Genomic DNA, 17,357 nt, shown 5'->3' on the forward strand with positions numbered 1-17,357 from the left:
GATGACACGCAGCTTAGCATTGATGCTAAGTTAGCGTTTATGATATGTTAGCGTTTATGCTAATGTGAAGTAGACAGCCCAACTTCTGTGGAGTTGCACAGTGTCCAGCTCTCTGTTTGAGGTACTGCCATCGCAACTCTTTCGCCCATTGGCCTCGGCAAATCGGGAGAACTACTGGCGGCTGCTCTTGGGTCTGTACGAAGAATTCTTCGGGCCAGAGGCTGAGGTTCCCCCGGCGACCGGCTGGGAACGGCGGCAGTTGACGCAGTTCATCGAGAACTACCTCGAACACGATGACGCTTGGCAGGCAGAAGAGGGGGTAGGCCAGCTCACTCCGCTCAACATTCGCGCCAACATGTACTTGAGCCATCTCACGGAGAATGGCTGGTTCGAAGAAGAGCAGGTGGGACTCACGCGCACTCTGTCCATGACTGCTGTGGTAAGCCGTTTCCTTGCCACCTTGCAGGTCTTCACAGAAGACACGCCGGCGATGGTCGGCGCGAAGATGCGTTCCATTGAAGACACATTACGTCGGGTGCTTGATCCTGCAAGCAATGTCTACGGCGACGACTTCGTAAACGCCGGCGACAGCGCCCATGCGCTTCTGTCCGGGATTGCCGCCATGAGTCTGAACGTGCGTACCCTACAGCGCGAGATATTCAAGTCCGCGACCCCCGGGGCGGCTATCCGTCGGTTGTTTGAAGACTACATTTCCAAGCACGTCATGGCTGACTATGCGGACTTGGCTGGCGCCGATCACCCCCTCGCACGAAAGGCGCAGGTGCTGAGCCTAACTCAGGAAATCCATTACGGGGATCATCGGGAACGGATCATCGTGTGGTTGGCCGAGCGACGCTACAAAGGTGATAAAGGCACGGCTGAGGCTGTCTATGAGAAGGCGGTCAGGCGATTGAGCAATGTCTATCGTCTGCAAGACTACTTCGATCGCTTGGGCCAGGATCAGCGCCATATCGAGCGTCGCATGCTGGCCATGATCGAGTACCAGCTTCGCGCGCCGGGCCAGCTCGAGAGACGGATCAAAAAGGCTATCGCCGGAGTCAATGCTGCGGAGAACTTCGACGCCTCCATGCCCGTTGGGCCCGGAGCATTGCTTTCCGGTGAACTCCTGTTTCAACCACGCATCGCCCGTCCGCCCATTCCCAGGACCGCCGATTCTCCCCGGCAGATGACAGCCGAGCAGGAGGCGCGGATGAACCTGCACAGGCGTGCGCGTGATGCGCGTACCGCCATGCCAACAGAGGTGAGGGTGTACTTGCAGGGTGTCATGGGAGGAGGCAGGCAGATCCGGGCGTCTCAGCTTCCCATCACCGGTATCAAGCAATTTCGAATGGTGCAGACGCTGTCCACCTACGCACAGGAAGCAATGACAGGCCTCGGAAAGAAGCACCATGAAGGAATTTCAAAGCGACTACCTGGATATCGCTTCCAAAGCGCCGGTGATGAACGAATTGCCGGGCCGTATTTGGACATGCCGGACTTCTACATCACCAAGGTGAAATGACATGGCACGCCACTGGGAAAAGGCGCTTAGCCGCGACACTATGTACGAGGAGCAGGACTACGAGCAGGCGGCCTATCGGCTAGTAACCCACCAGGTCTTGTCCGCCTCGGACCGGGCGACCCGGAAGGATTACGGCATTGTCAGCCGAAATATCAATGACTTTGAGCAGGTAGTTCGTCCCCTCGGCATCGAGCTGTTGCACGACACCAACTACCAGTACATCGTGGCGCGGCCCGTGCACGTACTGACCCAACAGCGAGCCAGCAAGGACGAAACCCTGCTGCTGTTGGTGCTCGCCGGCGTTCATCATCGCGTCCGTTTCGAGGGGCGCGAAGAGCCAAATGGCGAAACTTTCGTCGATTTGCCTGACTTGCAAGAGCACTACGAGAAGGAAACGGGCAGGGACTTTCCCTCGCCTGGGGACTTCCGCTCTTTGATGGCCAAGTTCAAGCGCTGGGGGATTGCTGCCTTTGAGGACAGGGACGATGTACGGAATCAGCTCGCGAAGGTTCGCATCCATCCCGCGATCGGAGATCTGCTGCGGAAGGAATACTTGAGCCATCTGGAATCCTTCCGCAAGGAAGTGGCAGGTGAGGGGGATGCAGCTACTTTCGACGCAATGAATGAAGTCACGGAGGATGGCAATGTATCTGCTTGAGAAATTTCACCTGGTACAGTTTTTCCTATTCCGTGCCGAAACCCTGAGCTTTAGTCCTGCAACGGGCATTGTGGCGCCTAACGGATCGGGAAAATCTGCGATTCTGGATGCGATGCAGATCGTCTTGTACGGAGGGGATCAGAATCAAATCGATCTCAATGCGCAGTCAGGGGGCGTATCAGGCACTCGGGGGCGTTCAGTGCGCGAATACTGCCTCGGTTACTATCGCGGTGACGAGCATATTCGTGAGAATGCGACGTCCTATTTGACCATGGTGTTTCGCGACACTGAGGGCGAATTGCCGCCGGTTTCGGTTGGCCTGGCCCTGGGCGCATCAGTGGGCGACCCAAAGCTGCACGTCTACGGGCGCTATGTGGTCCAAGGGGTTGCGCTCGCGTTAGATGATCATCTTGAAGCGAACGCCGAGGCGGAACTTTTGCCGTTGGCCTGGGGAACGTTCAATAAGCTGATGGAGGACGCAGTCAGTCGCGTGAATGGTAGGCTCGCAGTGCCTCCGTCGGCGGAGAAGCAGGTTGAAGCAATGTTGTTCGCCTTGCGCCCCAAAGGAGGGGGCAGCATCGACCCGAGAGCTTTTCGGCGAGCGATGAAGAATGCGCTTAATCTGCAGAAAGTTCCTGACACCAGCAGCTTTGTTCGAAATTACATTGTCGATGCCCATCCTATCGAGCTCAAGAACTTCCGCTCCCAGCTCGACAATCTGCGCTCGCTTCAAGCCAAGGTTCTGGAAACACTGGACAGGCTTGAGTACGTCAAAAGCTTGATCGCAGCCGGTCATAAGGCTACTCAGACTCGGATGCACGCAGCGACCTATAGGGCGCTGTTGGATGACTATGAGCGTGAACAACACATGGATGCTGTTGATGCGGCACAAACTACGCTGCATGAAGCGCGGGACAGGCATCAGGCAGCGCAGAACGCAGTCGACAGCGCCAAGGCAGAGCATGATCGACTCAACGGCGTGCACATCGAACTAGAGCTTCAATCAGCAGCAGATCCGGCGATCAGTGCCGCCCGTGACCTGGCCAGCGAACGAGAGAGATCACTTAGACCTATCAAAACCAATGTGGCCCAGGCCCTTCGCGAGGTGGTGGCGGGCTTCGAGAAGGCCAACCGCGTGAAACCCGATCTCGGAGGCTGGCAGCATCTGGCGATGCCTTGGGTTGAGCTTCTTGACGCGGTTTCCAGCACATCCGTATCCGATGCGCTTGTGCTTGACGTTTCGCAGGCCTCGGCAGCATTGCGCGAGTCCAGCATGCGGGTTGCTCCGATCATCCAGTCGGCAAGGCGTCAGCTAGACCATGACGAGCAGAGGCTGTCCAAGCTCGGAAATGAGCTTAGGATCGCTAACGAGCAGATCAAACGCATCCAAGAAGGCAAAGCGGAACTCCCGCCGGCCGTCCAAGCAGTTGTGAACATACTTGGAGATAAAGGACTTCTGTGCACGCCCGTCTGCGATTTGGTCACGGTCACAGATGCTGACTGGGCACCCGTAATCGAGGGATTCCTTGGTCGTTCGCGCACTGCCCTGGTTGTCCGTAGCGGCAAATTTGAGGATGCCTTGTCCGTTTTCAACAAGATTCCGTGGGATACAAAGCCGGATTCAGTACTGTTGGTGAACCCGGTGAAGTCGAAGGCGGATATGGGTGTAGTTCCGCCAATGGGTCTCGCGCATCTGATCGCGGGTGACAATCAAGTGGCGGTGGACTATATCCGTCTTCGACTCGGCCGGCTGGAGCGATTGGAGCGCGTCACTACGGATAGCCCTGAGGGCTTCACCCGTACTGGCGAGCAGGCTGGACGTGCTGATTTCGGCCGTCGACGCCCCTTGTCTGCAACGGAACTGGTGCTGGGACGCCAAGATGCCAGCCATCGCCTGGCGGTGCTTCGGCAGCAGCGCAGCACGTTGGGGCAGAACGCAGCCGAGTGCGAGCAGGAGGCGAACCGGTCGCGCCAGTTGGTTGAAGCCCTTGAGAAGTTGGTGGGACTTGAAGGACGTATCCAGGACATTGAAAGATGGCTGAACTCGCACATTCAGGAGCAATCCGCGCTTGATGCAAAGGCGGCGATGCAAGAGATCGCAAGCGCACCTGATCTCCTTGCTCGTCAGCTGCTCATCACAGAGGCAAGGCGAGCTGCCTTGGCAGCACAGTCGAAGCTGGAAGAAAGCAGCAGAGACGTCGGAACTCATGGTGAGGCTTTCCGGCAAGCACAGAGACGGCTAGACGAGCTTGCGGATAGAACCAACGGAATCTGCTCAAAGGCGGCTCTCAGTCGCCGCAATGAATACGTGGGTGATGAGTGGTTCGAAACAAAACGCGATGAGTTTGATGGTTCCGGCCTATCGCTGCATACGATTGTGGCGAAGATCAGTGACGCTACGGTTAGAAGTGGCAATCAGCTGTCTTCCCAAGTGCAGGCGTTGGCAAGTGACATGTCCACGTACGCAAACCAATTCGATCCTCAGATGGATATCGCGGTGGGCGACCTGGGCGCCATGTGCGAGACAATGGCTCAGGAGAAGCAACGGCTAGAGGAATCCGAGCTCCATCACTACCAAGTGCTTTCCGCGGAAGCTGCAGAAGCGGCAGAGCAAACGTTCAAGGTGCAGATCGCCGCCCGCCTGAGCGACCACTTCGCCAGCATGCGCAGCACGCTCAATGAGCTGAACAGTACGATGGAGCGCTTGCCGCCATTCTCGAACAACGAGAAGTATCACTTCGTCACCAATCTCAATAAGGATCATGAGTCGCTGTACAAATTCATACTGAAGGTGGCTGGTGCGGGACTGGAGGGGGATATCTTCTCTGGCCAGGTGGATGCTCCTCCTGAGTTCAGGGCGATGCTTGAGGGAAAGGATGCAGAGGCCAACAGGCTTCTGGAGGACTATCGCAATTTCTTCAACTTCGAGATTGACGTTCGCAGCAATGGTGTGACGGTGACCGACTTCTCAAAGCGCATGGACAAGGGTTCCGGGGGCGAGCACCGCGCGCCTCTTTTCATCGTTGCTGCAGCGTCGATGGCGCGCGCATTGGGAAAGTTGCGCGGTGATCAAGGCGGCATGTCGCTGATAATTTTCGATGAGTTGGGTGACAAGATTGACTCAGTGAATACCCGTGCCGTCTTTGAGTACCTGAAGGCATTGGGCCTTCAGCCCATCGTCGCGGCACCGGACGATGCCTTGGGTAAGATCAACGAATCGGTGGATACCTACATCGAGATGTACCGTGACGACGATCTTATCTCCATCAAACACGTCCGCATTGATGACGATGGTCATGTAATTCTGGATTCCGACAACTGGCGCAAGCATCCCGAGCTTCTCGAGGAAGAGCTCAAGCGTGTTGAAGCAAGTCGAATGCCCCATGGGGAAGGGGTCGTTGCATGACTATAGCCCGGGCCTTCCTGACGTCAATTTTCAATCGCTCCCAGAAAGCAGTGAGTCGTGGCAAGGATGAGCGAATAGCTCTCAGGCTGACAGAGTCATCATGCCCAGAGTTCTTCAGCCTGCGCAGCATCGAGGATGCAAGAGCGTTTCGTTCCGAACTTGAACTGGCTGAGCGCTCTGGAGCCATCGAAATCAAGGCCAAGGTGATGGTGCAGCCGCCTCTAGATGTTGCGGGCGTTGCCGTACTGAACCTCGCAAAGCTGGCGAACTTCTTGGGCGCACGACTTCGTCGTGATTCCGTATCAGAGGCCCGTTCCATGCTGGACACTCACACCGGCCTTTTCCCCGTACTGACCGAGGTCATTGAGCGCTGGTCGCTGGGCCATAAGGTTCGCGGGCAAGAGGCTACCGATGCTTCTGTAGCGCAAATACTGGATGCAATCAGACTCATTTCAGCAAGGCGAGGTGTCGTCAGGGACGAACTGTTGCGCCGGGTTTCGGCCATGATGTTTGGTGACAGCAAGCGAGTGGAGGGCATCGTGAAATGGATCGATTTGCTTTGGTTCAACTCTATTGCACCATCTGGACTTGATAGTAGCGAGGTCTTCTCGGCCATAGGCCTGCACAAGGAACCATTGCCCGTACTGATCTCAGGTCCGCTTACGGTTGTTACGTCGACTACGGTGGTGGGAGTGGTTCATCCATATCTCGGCTTCGCTCCTGCCCACATCGCTGGATTCGTGCCGAATCCAGCCGTGCCGAGCTGGCGTGTTCTTACCATTGAGAATCGACAGACATTCCATGAGTTTGCTGAGGCTGCATCTGATCAGGTCGGCCTCGTACTGCTCTATACCGGTGGTATGCCGTCCCCATCCTGGAGACAGGTCTACATGCTGATCTTGAAATCACTTCCTCGCCAGACAACTCAGGCGTTCCATTTCGGCGACTTGGATGAGGGCGGGATGAGGATTGGCGCCGTCATCGCAGGATCTGCCGCCGAGGCGGGGTTCACCCTGAAGCCGTGGTTGATGGATCCCAGGGAGCTCATTGGTCTCGGTTACGCTCTCAAGCCAACGGCTGAATCGGTGTCTAGCGCAATGTCTCGAACTTGTCGATCCATCGGGTGGAATGACTTGGCCATTCATGTGGAAACGCATCCGGGGACGCTGGAGCAGGAGGTTCTCCTTCCACAGTTTCCAGGCTCCTAGAATTCTGGGCAGTCTGACCTAGGCGACAAATTGCTTTGCGCCGTCTTTAATGCCTTGATGCGCGTGCCCCGATCATTGCGGGAAGGGAATCATGAGATTTTTTGAACTTGATGCTGTAGATATCACGGCGCTCAGTGCTGGCGATCTGCGTGAATTGGTTGCCCGTCTTTGCGAAGCGGAGGTAATCCAGCAGGGGCGTCGGCCGAAGAGCGTTATGTGGGGAGGTGCGCAGGAGGCACCTGATGGCGGTTTGGATGTCCGTATTGAGGCTATGGACTTGCCGTCCAACGACGGCTTTGTTCCTCGTGGGATCTGCGGTTTCCAGGTCAAGAAGCGTGCTATGGGTGCGGCGGCATGCAGGGACGAGATGTTGGAGGGTGGCACCCCAAAGCTCGTACTTGCAGATCTTGCCGATCGGAATGGTGCCTACATTATCGTTAGTGGCAAGGACGATTGTTCAGACAGCATGTTGGCGAGTCGAGTGCGGGCGATGGAGGCGGTCGCGGGGATCCTTCCTGGAAAAGCGTCTCTGCGCGTTGACTTTTATGGTCGAGATCGATTGGCGACTTGGCTACGGCGGCATCCAAGCGTTGCGCTGTGGGTTCGTGCGCGCCTCGGCCGCCCCTTGTCCGGCTGGAGGCCTTTCGGGAGGTGGGCAGCTACTCCCCCAGCCCAGAACGACGCATTCCTTGTTGATGACCACCCCTGCGTGATTGACGCGAACTCGAGCGCAAAGACTCCCATGCCTGTTTCTGAGGGCATACATCTAGCTCGAGAACGGTTGCGCCGCCGCGGTAGTGCGGTTCGCATCACCGGCCTCTCCGGAGTGGGGAAGACGCGATTCGCGCAGGCCCTGTTTGAGGCGAACGTTGGTGAGGAGGCCTTGTCACCAGCTAGCGCAATCTACGCCGACCTGGGTGAGAACTTGACACCGACGGCATCCGAGCTAGTTTCATACATCGTGGCTAACGATCATGCGGTTCAATTGGTGCTGGACAACTGCCCGCCAGACGTGCATCGGCAGTTGCAGAAGCAGGTCTCCGCAAGTAGCGCGATGCTCAGCCTTCTGACAATCGAGTACGACATCTCGGACGATCGTCCTGAGGAAACCGAAGTGATCCACCTCGAGCCGTGCAGCGAGGAGACGGTCTCGATGCTGATCCAGCGGCGGCACCCAGACATCGGGAAGTTGAACGCTGGCAAAATCGCCGAATTTTCCGGGGGCAATTCGCGCATCGCGATCGCGCTGGCCAGCCGGGTAGATGCAGATGAGACGTTGACAAACTTCTCCGACGAGGACCTTTTCCATAGGTTGTTCAGTCAACGAAAAGGAGCGTCCAATGAACTTCTGGAATGCGCTGAAGCGCTATCGCTCGTCTATTCCTTCAATGTTTCCTCGTCCGAGTTCAATGATGAGCTTGGCGTCCTAAGTGCCGTCGTTGGCCTCGATCGTCGTGGTCTGCATCGGGCTCAGGCTGAGTTGATGCGTCGTCAGCTCGCGCAGAGTCGTGGTGAGTGGAGAGCAGTTCTTCCTCATGCACTTGCCAATCGTTTGGCGAAGCGTGCGCTGGAGAACATCCCTGTCGACGCAATCAATGCCGAGCTGCTAAAGCCAGAGAACCTCCGACTTTTCGTCTCATGTGCGCATCGACTGGGATACCTGCACGATTTCGGGCCTGCGGTTCGGATGGCAAATAGTTGGGTGAGCCCCGGCGGACCGCTGCATGATATTGGATCGTGTAACGAAGGCACGCTGTCTGCATTGCTATACATAGCGCCGGTATTCCCGGAGACCGTGCTGCAGCTGATCGAGAACGCCGCAACCAAGCCAGGCTTTGCCTCGCGCGAGAACCGAAACTTCAGGTTGTTCGTGCGCCTGCTGCACCAGCTAGCTTACGACGAGGATAAGTTTGATCGTGCTGCGACGGTCATGCTGAAGTTCTCCGAGGCCGAGAAGTCAGGTGAGAACAGGGACAGCATAGTTGGACAGATGCGGCATCTGTTCTCGTTGCACCTGTCAGGTACGCTGGCGCGACCAGAACGGCGGTGCGCGTTTGTCAGCAAGCTACTCGAGTCGGGCACCGAGAGGCATCGCGAGATCGCAGCCGAGCTGTTCCATGCTGCGTTCGAAGCGACGCACTGGACGTCTTTCTCGGCGTTCGACTTCGGTGCACGTAGACGTGATGCTGGCTGGCAGCCGCGAACGCGTGCCGAAGAGCTCGAGTGGTATGTCGGCTTCTTGAACTTGCTGCGACCGGCGCTTACATGCGATGACTTGACTCTTCGCGAATGGGCGCGCTCACTCCTGGCAGGTCATTTTCGGGAACTATGGACGTTTGCGGGCTGTTTTGATGATCTCGAGGAGATAGTCAGAAATCATGCTTCGAAGGGGGAGTGGCCGCAGATGTGGGTCTCGGTAAAGAAGACGCTTGGCTTCGATGGCGACTCAGCTCATCCCGACCTACTGGCTCGGCTGGAGTCACTTTCGCGCGTTGCGGCACCATCCGACCTCTATTCGGAGATCGAGGCCTATGTGCTGTCCAATACTTGGGATCACATCGAGAGTAGGGGGGAGCAAGTAACCTTCAGTGACGAGATGATCCAAGAGAAGATCATCTCTCTTGGTGAGATGGCCGCAGCAGAGCTAAGTTGCTTAGAGCGATTGGGTCCAGGGATTTGGTCGGGCGAGTTCGATGCACTGCATCCTTTCGGCATTGGGCTGGCGCAAGGCAGCGTCGACCTACTTGCTACTTATGAGCGTCTCTTGAGCCTGGTGCAACTGCAAGTGCCTGCGGAGCTCAATCCACAGATGCTTCGAGGCTATATCAGCGCTGCGCACGATATCGACCCCGGCTTGGCCATGGTGATGCTGGAGCGCGTGCTGGATCATCCATTGTTGCGGGCGTTTTTCATCTACCTGCTCAGCGCCATCAAGATTGGCCCATGGGGGTTCAATATGCTCATTGAGTTGGCACGAGGGGAAGAGTTCGAAGCGTGGCGGTTTGGTCAGCTTGCCTATGGCCGCATGCACGAGTCCCTTACCGACAGCGAGCTCACGGAACTATTCACCATATTGAACCAGCGGCACGATGGCTTCTACACCACGCTTAGTGTGCTGGAAATGCGATTCTTCGCGGGGAGAGGCGGAAACTATGCGCCGAATGAAGATCTCCTTTCGGCAGGGCGCGTCGCCATTCGCGGTCTACTCGCGGGGAAGTGCGGACAGACTGAACTGAAGCGCATCCGAGGGACCAAGCGCATCGCCCAGCAGTGCCTATCTGAGTCGGCTCCAGAACAGGAAGTCAAAGAGATCGTGAGGTTGCTTTGCGAAGGGTTGGATGATCTCAGAATTCGTAGCTCTGACTTCGAAGTCCTCATCACAACGCTATTCCGCAACTTCCCGGAGATTGTCCTTGGAGAGATCTTCACGGGCGACGATAGGGAGCGTCGTTTGATTGATCACCTTTTCAAGTATAGGTTCGGAGGTACGTCGCCGTCACTCAGTAGTATACCGGTGGATCGACTGGTTGCCTGGTGTCGTGGCGATCAAGATCGGATCGTGCGCGTTGCTGCAGCGACTTGCGCCTACTCAACTGTAGAGGCAAGCGATATACCACTAGAGCATCCCAAACGCGTTGTCCTCAGTGCGTCCATCAAAGGCTTGCTGGAAGCCGCAGTGGACAAGCAATGCATCGTCGATGTGATGTTTGCCGGAATCCAGCCCATGAGTTGGTCTAGCTCGTTGGCTGACATCATAGAAATTCGGGCCAAAGCTTTTGCTGAGCTGCTGGAGCATCCATTGGCTGAAGTGAGAAATCTTGCGGCGGAAAGGCTTGAACGGGTCGAGCTCACAGTGAGAAGAGAGCGACAGCGGGAGGCGCAAGATCAAAGTCGACGGGAACAGCGCTTTGAATGATGCGTATGGGTGAGATGGAGCCGGCTAGTCATCTTGGTGTTGCGCCCCGCATAGATACTCGGTCCTGTTGGCTCATTGTGAATTCGATGTCCAGCCGATATGGGGCCAGCTGGCATCGCCAGGTGAGCCGCTCCAGGTTGTGACGCCCAACATGGCCCAGTCGGATCTGCTGGGCCGTGGGCGTATGCAGGCCGACTACCTCAACGGGTAGCGGGGCGGCGTGGCAGCGTGGGTGCAGGCTGCGCTCGCATAGCGGTCCTTCCAGTTCTTACGCCAGAAGGGCTGTCGTCAGCGATAACAGCCTGTAGTTAAGCGTCTAGGATCGAAGCGGAGTATGGATGGCCTTAGACCGAGTATCCGCCCTTCGCCGTTCTTAGGAGAGTTTGCCCGCAATTACTCGGCTGCTCTATATGCCTGCTTGCGAACACGTTAACGGCTAAGGACTCTTTCCCACAAGCGGCGGTGAGTTGCTCCAGGCCAGCCGGCGTCACAACGAGGTAGCAACCCTCGCCCCACAGAGAATCCGCATCGATTCCAACCGGGCCGGCGTCACGCCACCAGTGAAGCTCTGCGACCACCGTTCCGCTCGCATCGAAGAATACGCTCGGTGTCTCGTCATGAGCGCGCCAGCGAAGCCCCTCAACCCAGTTTGGGCATAATGCAAACGGATTGGCCGCTGTGTCAAAGCCCATGTCCACGGAGCAGACAACTCGCCTTACCAGCGTTGGTGCCAGATCATTGTCGAGTGGGACGTACTGGCCTAGCCAAACAGCGATGGGCAGCTTGGCGTAACAATCGTCGAAGTCTTCACTATCAGTCTCTGCCCAAGGTGCTCTAAAGCGGTAGAAGCGGTGCTCTGACAGTCGTGCCTTGTGGATATGGAAGCGAGACACCTCGGCCACGACTTGGCCGTCGCAGTGCGCCAGGAAAGGGGCAACATCGCCGTCAACCTCGTCAATCCACTTCTGCTCTCGCTCGGACCAACCGGCACTTCGGTCAATCAGCGGCCTTCGAATCCACTCGGGACGAACTCGCGGGAGCATCAATGGCCGAGGCGGAAGGGGGTAGCCCAATTTCTCCAACAGCATCGGACTGTCCCGGCTCTCCAACTTGCCGGCCAGGCGCAGTTCCCCTGCGACGTGGCGAAGGGCAGCAATGGCAATGTAGGCGTGTGGCTTCATGTAAGTGATCTGCATATCAAGGACACGAAGCTGAGCCTCAAGCTCTTTGACACCAGAGGGCCCGAAGGCCTCAAGTCCACCCCAATCCTGGATGAACATCGCCGCGCGCCGGCGGACTGTCATCTCCTCGATGTCTGCCGCCTTTGCAATGTGACGTGCCGTCGAGCGCAACATACGAGTCCAGCCAAGCGGCGATTCGACGCGCATTGCACCAGTTCTCTCGTCCGTGAATGCCTGGTCGCTCTCTGGCAGGTCACTGAATTCGAGGAGATAGAAGAGTGGCAGTGGCGTCGCGTCCAAAGAGACAGCCAGCCCCCACCGATGCGACAAGAGCGTGGCTGACTCGGCTACCGCAATGTCACGGTGACTGACCATTGCAGCTACGGCGCGGCCCAATACGGGCTCGAGGTTCGCGCTGTCGGCAGCGAGCAGCGTTCCGAGTGCCTGCAAGGGGGCGTCCAACTCACCGTCCATAAGTCGCCGGATAAGAGATGTGAACAAAGATTGACCCTGTCCGGCTTGCCTTGCCAAGCTCAGCGCGCAATTGCGCGCGTGCCGCTGAACCTCTGCAATGGGAAGCCGATAGGCAAAGTGCAGCAAATCCTCCAAAAGGTCCGTGTCGCTGAGTGGTAGCTCGCTCGACTGGAAGGGCCGCCCCAACTGGAACTCGCGAGTGCAGGTCATCTGCTCCTCAAGCAGCGACCAGATAGCCGGCCAGTCTGGCGTCAAGCTGATGACCGGCAGTATCGAATCCAGCTCTGTGAGCAGTGCCTGGGTATTCTCCTGGCCCGTCGTCACTGAATCGACTATGTTCTCGAAGGCCGCAAGGCATGTGGATGATCCGTGCAGAAGCTTCTTCGCCTTAAAGTAGAAGAACCTGCCGCCACCCATCCACTGGCTCCAGGAGCTCCAGGGGTCGTTGCTTGTCTCGTAGCCTTGCATAAGCTTCTTGGCGTAATCGACCTCATCGGCCGCAGCAAACCGCTCCACCATCAGGAAGCGGCAGCGTGCGTTGTCCTGCAATACCTGCCAGCGCTCAAAGACCCTTCGCGCCAGATGAAGCGGAGCTGTGTCTGCCAGATCTTCGAAACGGTCCGGGGCGTTGTGGTTCAGCTCGTCGCTATCTGCTTCAAACGCGAGTTCAAGATCCTCGAGAGTAGCTTCCGAGGCGTACTTGTTAGGTGTATATGAGTGTCGAGGCTCCGGCGCTTCTGGCGTCCACCGGGCGATGGCGGCTTCGAGCTCAGGCGACGAGAGTCCATGCTTTCCGGAAGCCTTGTGAATGCGCTGGAGCAGCGCGATTCTCTCGTGCGCTCTGCTGGCTACCTCGACCGCCCCAACCAGCATCAGAGCGAGCGGTTCAATCTGGTCAGGGCCGGCTGCGTCCGCGGAGGCGTCGATGAAGTCACCAACATGGGACGGATCCCGGTAGTGCGGTTCCATATAGAATGGCAGGCACAGACCGCACCAGACGGTCGCGCATGCCAAGACGAGTTCAGGGTTTCGCCTGACCATCCCCGTCATGAGCAGGTCGACACGATTCGGCCAGCCGATTAGATGCCAATCCGCCAGTGTTTTTGACACCTCGAAGCCGAAGCGAGGTCCAACCTGCATCGCTTCCTTAATCAGTGCCATCGTAAGGCGATGCGCGGCCGACGACCCTTCCGTTTTGGTCATGCCACCGACCTGACGCATCAGGTCTGAGACCCGCTTGACACGGCTTTCCGGGTCAGCTGCGTTCGCGAGAGCTAGAATGTTTCGCCAGATCGCATACTGCGGGTCTTTCTTGGGGGCCAAGGCATAGCCAAGGCATTGCTCAGGAACTGTCGCCAGCAACTGATTCGCCCGCTCTAACTCCCCGACCGCAGCCAACGCGATGGCTAGATTCGCTAGCCCGTCGATCTGCTCGCTTGGTGTACTTTCTTTAAGCTCCGCCACGAGGGCATTAAGCCGATCCGCCGCCGCCGCACGATCACCGTCAATGCGATATGCATCGACAGCCAATCTGCGTCGCAGGTAAGCAGTTCCCTTCGACGCCGATGAGGCGATGGCTGAGTCAACCTCCCGAAGTACCGCGCGATATTCAGTCTCACCGCGCTCGGCGCCGAGCCTCAGCAGCGCTTGCACGAGCGTGGGGATCGCTTTCAAAGACTGCTGGATACGGTATGACTCGCTGCCGCCTTCTGATGCGAGACGTAGGACATACCCAAGGGACGTGCGGGCTATGCCTTGGATGCCGCCTGCCGATAAGGACCCGTTGACGTCGGCAGCGCGAGCTAGAAGCACACCTATCGTTGAAGCGTGCTGTTGGAGTGGATGAAGGAAGGTGTGCTTCGACGGTGTCACGCTTGGCAGTGGCCTCTTGAGCAGCGTGCAAAGCCTCGCGTGATGCATCACTGCGCCGACCAGATTGCCCAGCCCAGCCAGGTCCGTCTTGTCGTCGCACATGGAGATCATCGGTGCGACCAGCTTGTCGAACAGGGCCTCGGCTAGGTCACGACGGCCAGCTTCGAATGCGATCAGCGCCATCCGACGACGGTAGCCGTTTGGTACCTCCCCGAACCCGGGAAGAGCGACGGCACTATCAAACAGCGCAAGCGCTTGCCCAACGTCGCCACGTCGACTGGCCGCAAGCCCTGCGTGAACCATCACCGACGGCTTATCTTCGTTGGCTACTCCGAGCTTGCTACATAGTTCTTGAGGATCGGAGCCAATCTTCTGAACGAGCATCGCCTTTGCGGCTTCCCTCCTAAGATGCAGCCGCAGCGCGACGGCAGATTGCGGATCCACCTTTTCCGGCTCCCGTAGACCCTCTGCGGCGAGATGATCAACCGCTATCTGGATCTGCTCGGTGTCTCGGAAGTGGACGGCGCGCATTGCCCATCTTTCGAATTCCTTGATGTTGTGCTGGTGCCCGTAGTTTCTGAACTTGGGCGTATGGAGCTGCGATAGCGGTTCGAGGCTTTCAAACAGCTCCTTCGCGCGGTCGAAGTCGCCTCGCGCTAGTAGGGCGTCGACGACCTCGTAGCCCTGGCTGGGGAAGTCCTGCACGAGGGAGACGGCTGCTTCAATGTTCCCCACCGCCAGCATAGCCAGCGGGAGTTGGTTGGCGTACTCAAGGGCTGATTTGCGCCGATCCACTTCGTCACGACACAGCAGCAGCCGTGTAAAGGCGGTCGCGTCGTGCGTTTCACGCACTGCCAGCAGGGCGAGGCGGATGTCGGCGTGAATCTCGGCGATAGAACGCCCGTCAGCCAGCTGCTGCCTGAAGCGAGCGGGCATCGCCAATGCCAGTACATCGGCACCGTCGCCAGCACGGGCGCGGTAGCGCAGCTCAAGCCAGTACTGTGCCGATTCAGGTGGCGCGCTCTTCGCCAACTGGGCAAGGTTGCGGTATACGCGCTGCGAGTATTCAGCGTCGACGCTCCCGAGGCGGGTTCGCGGTTGAGCGATGACGAATAGCCTAAAGCTGTTGTGGAAGACGCTCCATCCCCGGGATGAACTGCGGAGCAGGTGCTGCGCAATGACCAGGGCGCGTTCAATCGAGGACTCCTTGACCATCGTGGCCAGCAGTCGCAGGTCCATGGGTGCCTCAGCCCGAGCGATGAAGCCCAGCACATCCATGGCATCGACATCGTTTGCGATCTCGCGCCAAGCAGCTGAATATACAGTCTCAATATCGCCGTCGAACGGCATCCCGCCGCTAAGAAGGTGCTTGCGACTAGCTTCGTCAGCGTGCAGCAGTGCCTGAATCAAGTAGCGCGTTGCCAGCGGGTGGCCATGCGTGAGATTGCTGAGATCCAATCTTGGAATCTCGGCAGGCAAGCCTAGCGCATCCGCCATCCAGGTGAGTTCCTCGCGACCGAGAGGCCCCATGAGAACCTGTCGCTCGCTCTTCTCCGCTTGCGCTCTTACGGCGGGCTTCAGATTAGCGAGATCCAACCGTTGCGTGCCGAGCACGAACACGACCCCGTTCGGGATTGCCGCGGGAAGAGGAAGCTCTCCCAGAAACGAATTGGTCGGCCGTTCTTCGCGTGGCACATGGTCTAGCCCGTCGACAACGATGATTGTACGGATCCCTTCGCGAGTGAAGCGCTCACCAGCCTGCCATAGCAGGACGCCGAACTGTTCGCGGCGCTCAGATAGCGAGTCATCGCGAAGACGAAGTCCAACTAAACCGCTGTTTCGCAGCTGCGTACCTACGTCGGTCAGAAAGTTGTCGGCCTCCCCACGACCCACGCCTTGAGCCGCGCCCGGCACGTACGCCAAGTAACGGACGAGCCGGACACTTGCTTCAGTGGCCAGCGCAACCTGCAGGAGAGTGGATTTTCCGGAGCCAGGTGGTCCTATGAGTGAGACGTAGCCGTGATTGGAGGCATGAAGCGCTGCTAGTAGCTTGACCTCAGTGTCCCGATTGCGCTGGACATAGGCGCCGACCGGGAACCGATGGATGAGCAAAGTCTTGGCGGGATCGCGCCATCCAAGCTCACGAAGCAGCTCGTCACGCGTCCACCTGTCCTTGTCGCGTTCATCGGCGACTAGCTTGGGCAGCACGCTGGCAATCTCGCATGCCTGTCTCGCCTGCTCCGCATTCAGCTTGTGCGACTGGATGAAGTTCGCTGCAGCTCCGCACACCACGCGCAGGGCGTGCATGAACTGTTCGAAGTCGTCATCATTTAAGCCGGCTTCGCGGCGCAGGTGGTCGATCAGTCGGCTCCATCCTCGCGCGGACCAATCCGACAGCGACCGATTTGGATGCTGTTGGAACTCCTCGAGAAATGCAGCGCTGTGCCGTAGCCTGCCGTCGCCTGGCTTGTCGGTAACCGATGGAAAGTCGTTGACGACCAAGTGAATCTCGACGCGACTTCCTGGGTTGTCCTTGGACAGGCACTGCCAAGCTTGAACTAGGGGCTTCAAGAGACCATTGGCACCAGTAAACAGCGTCTCAACAGTGAAAGTGCCTGGGAACTTGGACGTCTTGAACTGGTGACCGACCACCAATCCATCGAATCCTAGTACCAGGTCGTCCGCAATGCCCGCGTTGCGGTCAGCGACGCCAATCCAAAGCAGCTCGTCGCGCTCAAGCGCGGCATAGATGGCAGCGCCCGCGCGCTCGTACTGGCCGACGTATCCACGAAGCGCTCGGCGTTCGCCCTCCGCCGGTGCCGTTGCGGGAGCTGTAGCAGCGGATGGCTGCGAATTTTTGGGCGCTTTCGAGGCCATAAATATGGATTGGGTAGTGGGTGCGAACCTGAGAAAAGGGAGCCGCTCCAGCATAACCCGGGGGCGTCGAGCACCAGCGGGTATGCCGTCGCCGCATCGAGCGGCATTGTGAATCGAAGTATATCCGTCGTCGATCACATCGGTCACTCGCACGGACGCGAGAACGGCTGTTCAGCCCATGGCTGACATTTGTCCGTAGGAGCTGATCGGACGCATGTGGCCGCAGGCGGACATCAACGGAAC

The 17,357-nt window shown here is 57.9% G+C and carries 6 protein-coding genes; 5 read left to right on the forward strand and 1 reads right to left on the reverse strand.

Annotated elements, in window-relative coordinates; all coding sequences use genetic code 11:
* Positions 1-100 precede the first annotated feature (100 nt).
* The 5 genes from QRO95_RS22095 to QRO95_RS22115 all read left to right on the forward strand — a co-directional run bounded on the left by QRO95_RS22095 (position 101) and on the right by QRO95_RS22115 (position 10,710).
* The gene (locus QRO95_RS22095; RefSeq protein ID WP_164171575.1) at positions 101-1,522 is read left to right on the forward strand and encodes a Wadjet anti-phage system protein JetA family protein; all 1,422 of its coding nucleotides are present in this window, start codon (positions 101-103) and stop codon (positions 1,520-1,522) included.
* A gap of 1 nt (position 1,523) precedes the next feature.
* Positions 1,524-2,180, forward strand: a complete 657-nt coding sequence (locus QRO95_RS22100; RefSeq protein ID WP_102947213.1) for a DUF4194 domain-containing protein — start codon at positions 1,524-1,526, stop codon at positions 2,178-2,180.
* Positions 2,167-5,586, forward strand: a complete 3,420-nt coding sequence (locus tag QRO95_RS22105; protein ID WP_164171574.1) for an SbcC/MukB-like Walker B domain-containing protein — start codon at positions 2,167-2,169, stop codon at positions 5,584-5,586. Before QRO95_RS22100 ends, QRO95_RS22105 begins: the two co-directional genes overlap by 14 nt.
* Positions 5,583-6,794 (forward strand): Wadjet anti-phage system protein JetD domain-containing protein, encoded by a 1,212-nt coding sequence (locus QRO95_RS22110; RefSeq protein ID WP_102947211.1) that lies wholly within the window; start codon positions 5,583-5,585, stop codon positions 6,792-6,794. Before QRO95_RS22105 ends, QRO95_RS22110 begins: the two co-directional genes overlap by 4 nt.
* Positions 6,795-6,885: 91 nt before the next feature.
* Positions 6,886-10,710, forward strand: a complete 3,825-nt coding sequence (locus QRO95_RS22115; protein WP_239518989.1) for a hypothetical protein — start codon at positions 6,886-6,888, stop codon at positions 10,708-10,710.
* Between the two features lie 344 nt (positions 10,711-11,054).
* Here the strand turns inward: QRO95_RS22115 and QRO95_RS22120 are convergent, their stop codons facing one another.
* Positions 11,055-17,114, reverse strand: coding sequence for an ATP-binding protein (locus QRO95_RS22120; RefSeq protein ID WP_164171573.1), 6,060 nt, complete (start codon positions 17,112-17,114; stop codon positions 11,055-11,057).
* Positions 17,115-17,357: the final 243 nt, after the last annotated feature.

Source organism: Stenotrophomonas maltophilia group sp. Smal13 (genome assembly GCF_030236855.1).
Classification (GTDB): domain Bacteria; phylum Pseudomonadota; class Gammaproteobacteria; order Xanthomonadales; family Xanthomonadaceae; genus Stenotrophomonas; species Stenotrophomonas maltophilia_A.